This window comes from Stenotrophomonas sp. GD03958 (assembly GCF_029839005.1).
In the GTDB taxonomy this organism is placed as follows: domain Bacteria; phylum Pseudomonadota; class Gammaproteobacteria; order Xanthomonadales; family Xanthomonadaceae; genus Stenotrophomonas; species Stenotrophomonas hibiscicola.
The window spans coordinates 85849-92156 of record NZ_JAOBZT010000007.1; the positions used below are offsets into that span (position 1 = coordinate 85849).

The 6308-nt window shown below is 67.9% G+C and carries 6 protein-coding genes; 1 reads left to right on the forward strand and 5 read right to left on the reverse strand.

What is annotated here, in order from left to right; all coding sequences use genetic code 11:
• Positions 1-195 precede the first annotated feature (195 nt).
• Positions 196-2142 carry a DEAD/DEAH box helicase gene (locus tag N5C25_RS04020; RefSeq protein ID WP_049413970.1) on the reverse strand — a complete coding sequence of 649 codons (1947 nt, stop codon included), beginning with the start codon at positions 2140-2142 and terminating at the stop codon, positions 196-198.
• 264 nt (positions 2143-2406) lie between these two features.
• Here N5C25_RS04020 and N5C25_RS04025 point away from each other — a divergent pair, with 264 nt between their 5' ends.
• Positions 2407-2628 carry an RNA-binding S4 domain-containing protein gene (locus N5C25_RS04025; protein WP_019659156.1) on the forward strand — a complete coding sequence of 74 codons (222 nt, stop codon included), beginning with the start codon at positions 2407-2409 and terminating at the stop codon, positions 2626-2628.
• 11 nt (positions 2629-2639) lie between these two features.
• On the opposite strand, the gene ubiM is transcribed toward N5C25_RS04025, so the two are convergent.
• The 4 genes from ubiM to N5C25_RS04045 all read right to left on the reverse strand — a co-directional run bounded on the left by ubiM (position 2640) and on the right by N5C25_RS04045 (position 6064).
• A complete protein-coding gene (ubiM, locus tag N5C25_RS04030) occupies positions 2640-3818 on the reverse strand; it encodes a 5-demethoxyubiquinol-8 5-hydroxylase UbiM (protein ID WP_279936470.1) in 1179 nt (392 codons plus the stop codon).
• Positions 3819-3897: 79 nt separating this feature from the next.
• Positions 3898-4287, reverse strand: a complete 390-nt coding sequence (locus N5C25_RS04035; RefSeq protein ID WP_279936471.1) for an MAPEG family protein — start codon at positions 4285-4287, stop codon at positions 3898-3900.
• 11 nt (positions 4288-4298) lie between these two features.
• Positions 4299-4844, reverse strand: coding sequence for a DUF4019 domain-containing protein (locus tag N5C25_RS04040; RefSeq protein WP_019659159.1), 546 nt, complete (start codon positions 4842-4844; stop codon positions 4299-4301).
• A 59-nt stretch (positions 4845-4903) separates the two neighbouring features.
• Positions 4904-6064, reverse strand: coding sequence for a hypothetical protein (locus N5C25_RS04045; RefSeq protein ID WP_111098978.1), 1161 nt, complete (start codon positions 6062-6064; stop codon positions 4904-4906).
• Positions 6065-6308: the final 244 nt, after the last annotated feature.

A 6308-nucleotide genomic window follows, 5' to 3' on the forward strand; every position in this document is an offset into this window, starting at 1 on the left:
CGGTGACAACCTGCCTTGGAACCGGCCCAGCCTATGACCGGCAATGTGTGGGCCATGCGAAAAAGGGGACGGAGGGGATTAAGTCGTTTTCGGCATAAGCGCATGGCCTGCCATTTACGACTTAATCCCCTCCGTCCCCTTTTCCTGTACGCCAGCCCGGGGGCTGGCGTTGTTATGGACGGCTGCGGGTGCGGCTTAGAAGCTGCGCGGGCCGCGCGGCTTGAAGCCGTCACGACGCGGCGGGCGGCTGTCGCGGTCACCGCCGCGGTCGCCACCATGGCCACCCGGACCACCCGGGCCACCACGACGCGGGCCACCCGGGCCGCCCGGGCCACGCTTGTCGAAGCGCGGCTTGAACGGACGCGGGGCCGGGTTGGTGTCTTCACCCGGAGCCAGCGCACGCATCTGCAGCTGCTGGCCGGACACCCACACCTTCTGCAGGTGCGACAGCACGTCCGGCGGCATCTGTGCCGGCAGGTCCAGCAGCGAGAAGTCGTCGTGGATGTCGATGCGGCCGATGAAGCGGCTTTCCAGGCCGGCTTCGTTGGCGATGGCGCCGACGATGTTGGCCGGCTTCACGCCATGCTGGTGGCCCACCGAAATACGGTAGGTCTCCATGCCCTGCTCCGGCGCACCACGCGGCGGAACCTCACGGCGCGGACGCTGCTCGAAACCACCTTCGGCGTCGTCGCGACGCGGGCCACGCTCGAAGCGCGGACCACGCTCGTTGCGGTCGAAGCGATCGCCACGCTCCGGGCGGTCGCCACGGTCGAAACGCTCGCGCGGGGCGCGCTCTTCACGCGGGGCACGCACCGGCGGCTGCAGCAGGAACGGGGTGTCACCCTGCAGCATCCTGGCCAGCGCGGCGGCGATCTCGATGGCCGGCACGTTCTGCTCGTTCTCGAAGCGCTCCAGCAGCTGGCGGTAGAAGTCCAGGCCACCGGCACCCAGGGTTTCGCTGATGCGCGAGGTGAACTTGTTGATGCGGGTGTCGTTGACCGCTTCCACGCTCGGCAGCTGCATCTCTTCGATCGGCTGGCGGGTGGCGCGCTCGATCTGGCGCAGCATGCCCTTCTCGCGCGGGGTCGCGAACAGGATCGCCTCGCCGCTGCGGCCGGCACGACCGGTACGGCCGATGCGGTGCACGTAGCTTTCGGTGTCGTACGGGATGTCGTAGTTCAGCACGTGGCTGATGCGCTCCACGTCCAGGCCGCGCGCAGCCACGTCGGTGGCAACCAGGATGTCCAGCTTGCCTTCCTTCAGCATGGCGATGGTGCGCTCACGCTGGGCCTGCTGCATGTCGCCGTTGATGGCGGCAGCGGCCAGGCCACGGGCCTGCAGCTTGCTGGCCAGTTCTTCGGTGCCGGCCTTGGTGCGCGCGAAGATGATCATCGCGTCGAACGGCTCGACTTCCAGGATGCGGGTCAGCGCATCCAGCTTGTGCATGCCGCTCACCCACCAGTAACGCTGGCGGATGTTGGCCGAGGTGGTGGTCTTGGCCGCAATGGTCACTTCCACCGGATCCTGCAGGTAGGTCTGCGCGATGCGGCGGATCTGCGGCGGCATGGTGGCCGAGAACAGGGCCACCTGGCGCTGCTCCGGCAGCTTCTTCAGCACCGCTTCGACGTCGTCGATGAAGCCCATGCGAAGCATTTCATCGGCTTCGTCCAGCACCAGGGTCTTCAGCTCGGACAGGTCCAGGGTGCTGCGGTCCAGGTGGTCGATCACGCGGCCGGGGGTACCGACCACGATGTGCACGCCACGGCGCAGCGCCGACAGCTGCTGCCCGTAAGGCTGGCCGCCGTACACCGGCAGCACGCGGAAGCCCGGGATCTTCGACGAGTAGGACTGGAACGCCTCGGCGACCTGGATGGCCAGTTCGCGAGTCGGCGCCAGGATCAGGGCCTGCGGCTTGATCTGCTGCAGGTCGATGTTGGACAGTACCGGCAGTGCGAACGCAGCGGTCTTGCCGGTACCGGTCTGGGCCTGGCCCAGCACGTCGCGGCCTTCCAGCATCGCCGGGATGGTGGCGGCCTGGATCGGCGACGGGGTTTCGTAGCCGATGGCGGTGACCGCCTGCATCACGGGCTCGGACAGGCCGAGCTGCGCGAACTGCAGCGGCGCTTGGGAATCTTGGGACATGGGGAACTCCGAAGGCACTGCCGTCTTCCTGGCAGTGCGATAAAAAAGGGATGGTCCGCGCTTTGGGCGCCCTTCTTATCGCGTGCCCTGGCGCTGCTCGGTCGGAGGAGATTTCACTCGCTCAGAGCGGGATGATACCGCATTGATCCTGAACGAGGTGTACAGCTTTCCGTGCGCGTGCCGTCGAGCCCGTGCTGGCGCACAATACGCGCCCGCTTCCCGGCCCGGCCGCTGGCCTGCGCCCTCTTCCCAGGAACCCGCTCCATGCAGATTCTCGAATTCGACCTCGACGGTGACTACGTCGAACTCAAGCAGCTGCTCAAGCTGGCCGACCTGGTCACCAGCGGCGGCGAGGCCAAGATGGTCATCAGTGAAGGCCAGGTGCGGGTCGATGGCGAAATCGAGCTGCGCAAGGCGTGCAAGATCCGCGCGGGCCAGGTGGTCGAATTTTCCGGCAGCCAGATCCGGGTGCTGGCTGCCGGCTGATCTGAAGCCGTTCAGGCCACGCGCTGGGTCAGGTGCGAGGCGATCAGCTGCCTGAACGGTGCCACGCCCTGCGCCAGGCGCAGGCCAGCCGCACGCAGCAGGCGCGCCGGGCGACGGTCGTCGGTGTACAGGCTGGCGATCGCATTGGTGGCTTCGTACATCGGCCGCGACGCCAGCCGATGGCCCCGCTGGTAGCTGGTCAGCATGCCGGCGGCAGCAATGTCGGCACCGCGACGCTGCTGCGCGACGATGCCCTGCGCCAGCCGCTGTGCGCTGGCCAGGCCCAGGTTGAAGCCATGCGCGGTGACCGGATGCATGCCGACTGCGGCATCGCCGATCAGCGCAGAACGCTCGCCGACGAAACGGTGCGCGTACACACCCACCAGCGGGTACGCCTGCGGCGTCGCCACCGGCTGCATGCGGCCCAGGCGATGTTCAAAGCACGCACTGATGGCATCGCCGAAGGCCACCTCATCCATCGCCAGCAGTTCTTCGATCTGCCGCGGCGGCAGCGTGATCACCGCCGATGCCTGGCCCTCGTTGAGCGGCAGCAGCGCCATGGTGCGGCCGTAACCGAACCATTCCCAGGCCGTGTGGTGATGGTCGCGCTCGACCTGCATGCGGCACACCAGCATCGACTTGCCGAAGTCGCGCATCTGCGCACCGATGCCAAGCATGCGGCGGGTGGCGGAGAAGCGGCTGTCAGCCGCGACCAGCAGGCGGGCGTGCAGTTGGCTGCCGTCATCGAGTCTGACCACGTGGCCCTGCGCATCGGCCTGGACGCGCTGCACCTTGCGCCCGTCGAACAGGTCCAGACCATCCTGGTCCTGCACGGCATCCCATGCAGCGCGGCGGATCAGATGGTTGGGCACCAGCCAGCCCAGCGGCTGGCCGTCGACCTGGCTGCTGGCGAAGGTCAGCGCGAACGGCGAACCGCCGTTCATCACCTTGGCATCGCGCAGTTCAGCGACTTCGGCCTGCGGCAGGCGCTGCCACAGCCCCAGCTGCTCCATGCTCTGCCGGGAGGCATGGGTCAACGCGATCTCGCGGCCATCGAAGGCGGCCTCGGCCAGCGCCTGGCGCGGTTGCACTTCGACCAGCCCGACCTGCAGCCCGCTGCCGGCCAGCGCGCGCGCGAAGCACAGACCTGCCGGTCCGGCGCCGACCACCACCACGTCCATCCTGCGCATCCGCGCCTCCTGCCGTTGATCAAGTCCGCGCCAGCATAGCGCCGCGCGCCTGAGCGGCCTTGATCTGGATCAGGCCGACTTACAGAAGTGCGAACACCAGCGCCAGGATCGACAGCAGCGACACCAGCCACACCAGGCTACGCAGGTAGGGCACGCCGGCCGCGTACAGGGGCAGATAGACCACACGCGCCCAGAAGTAGGCCTGCGCAGCCAGCGCCGTGGTGCCGTTGCCGCGACCGGACACGACTACTGCAATGGCGGCAGCGGCGAAGAACGGGAAGGTGTCCAGGAAGTTGGCCTGGGCCCGCTGCAGGCGGCCGGCCAGCGGGCTGAGCGGCTTTGCATCGCCATCGCGTGCCGAGGCATTCCACTTCATCCCGCGCTCGCGGGTGACCACGGTGGAGGTGGCGAAGATGTACACGAAGCCGAGCACGATCGACCAGGCCAGCATTGTCAGTTCAGTTGCCATCGCTCATCTCCTCAGGGTGCCGACGCACGCAGGCTGTAACCGGCCAGGCGCCACACTTGGTCTTCGTCGAAACGGAACGAGACCAGCTCGCGCACCGGCTGCGCGCTGTTGGCGAAACGGGTCGGGAAGCTGACGTTGATGTACAGCCCTTCCGGCACCGCAGCACCGGCGCTGTACTTGACCCGGGTGATGGTGGGCTGGCCACGCCCGGCCAACGCACCCAGGCGCGCACGCTCGGTGGTCAGCTGGCTGACGAAGGCGGCCTTCGGCACTGCACGACGGGCGACGGCCGAAGCGCCATCCCACAGTTCGCCGGCGCGGTTGGCATCGACCAGCTGCGCCGCCTTCAACGCAGCCGCGCCCATTTCGGCGTCCTGCTTCTGCACCTGCGCCTGCTGCGCGGCGGTCAATGCCGGAGCGCCGGCGGTGGCCGGTTTCGCAGCCGCCGGCGATGCCGGGGCCGGGCGCGCGGGTGCCGGTGCCGGCGTGGCCGGCGCAGGTGCCTGCGCCAACGCAGTCAGGGGCAGCAGGGACAGCAGCAGGAGCGCGCGCTTCATGGACACCGCCGGTTCTCGAGGAAAGGACCGCAGTCTACGCCAGCGCGGTGAGCGGTTCGTCAGCGCGCGTGGGCGTTGCCTTCCACCGCCGCCGCATCGGCCTGCGCCGCAGACTTGCCTGCATCGTCGGCTGCCTGCTCGGCCATCGGCGGTTCCGGCGGTGCCGGGGGCAGCGTCGCCACATCGATCTCCGACAGCGGGCTTTCGTCCGGGCACACCGCGTCGGGAAAGCCGAAGCGCTGTTTCAACGCCTGGCCGCAGCTGTTGATCGACTCCATGTCGGCGCCTTCGCGCTTGCATTGCTGGTCGAAGGCGACCAGGAACGCGTCCTTGCGCTGCACGAAATCATCGCCGCAGGCACGCATCTGCTTGATCCGTTCCAGATCATCCTGCACCGCATTGGTCCCATCCAGGCCGTACTGGCGCAGCTCGTCCGGAGTCAGCAGGCGCAGGCTGCGGTTGGGCACGGTCATCATCAGATCGGCCACGCCCACCGCCACGCCATTGCGCTGCAGATAGTCCTTCACGTTGTCGTAGACCTCGTGCAGCTCGCGGTTGAGTTCCGCGCGCGAGGTGGCCTTGGAGCTGATCCGCATCATGCGGTGGATGCCGACCTTGCCCGACAGCAGGCGGTTGTCACCGGCAGCCAGCACGAACACGCAGGCGCTGTGGCAGATCGAGCCTTCGCGCACCCAGATGGTCCAGCCGGATTCACCGATGCTGTCACCGGCAACGATCGCCGATTCCACCTGGCCGCCGCTGGAATCCAGATCGAGGATGCGCTTGTGGATCTTCTGCTGGTCGGCGACCACCGCCAACCGCCACATCATCTCGGCGAAGCCCGGATTGATCTTGCCGGCGTAACGCACGCGCATCAGGCCGCGCTCGGCGCACGGCGCCAGCGCCTGAGTGATCTGCTCGCGCTGCAGGCCTTCCAGCTCGACACCGTCGCCGGCATCGCCAGCATATTCCGTGCTGCAGCTGACCCAGGCACGGCCATTCTCAAGCTGCGCCTGCGGCCACGGCCGATCCGCCTGGCTGCGCGGCGGCGCTGGCGGTGGCGGTGCATCGGCCGCATTGATCGACACCATGTTCTCGCCATCGCTGGCCGGTGCCCGCGCCGCTTTGTCGGCAGCAGTCACATTGCCCGGATTTTCCAGCTGGCTGCAGCCCGCCAGGGCCAGGCACAACAGGGGCAACCAGCGGCGTTTGGCGGACATCGGGCAACCAGTCTTCACGTGAGCAGGAGCCACAGTCTACCCGTCCGGGGCACCCGTTCAGCGCGTGGCACTGAACCCCTTCTGACCCTCTGGCTCCAACCTTTTCATTACAGCGTCTTGCACCACTCCATCCACGCATGGCGTGGATCTACCGTGTCGACCAAGGTCGACACCCAGAGCGGGATGCCGTTCCGGCAGGCCGCGGGAAACTGTCGAAGGCGGGGTGGGTCCGGTGGCAGGGGCG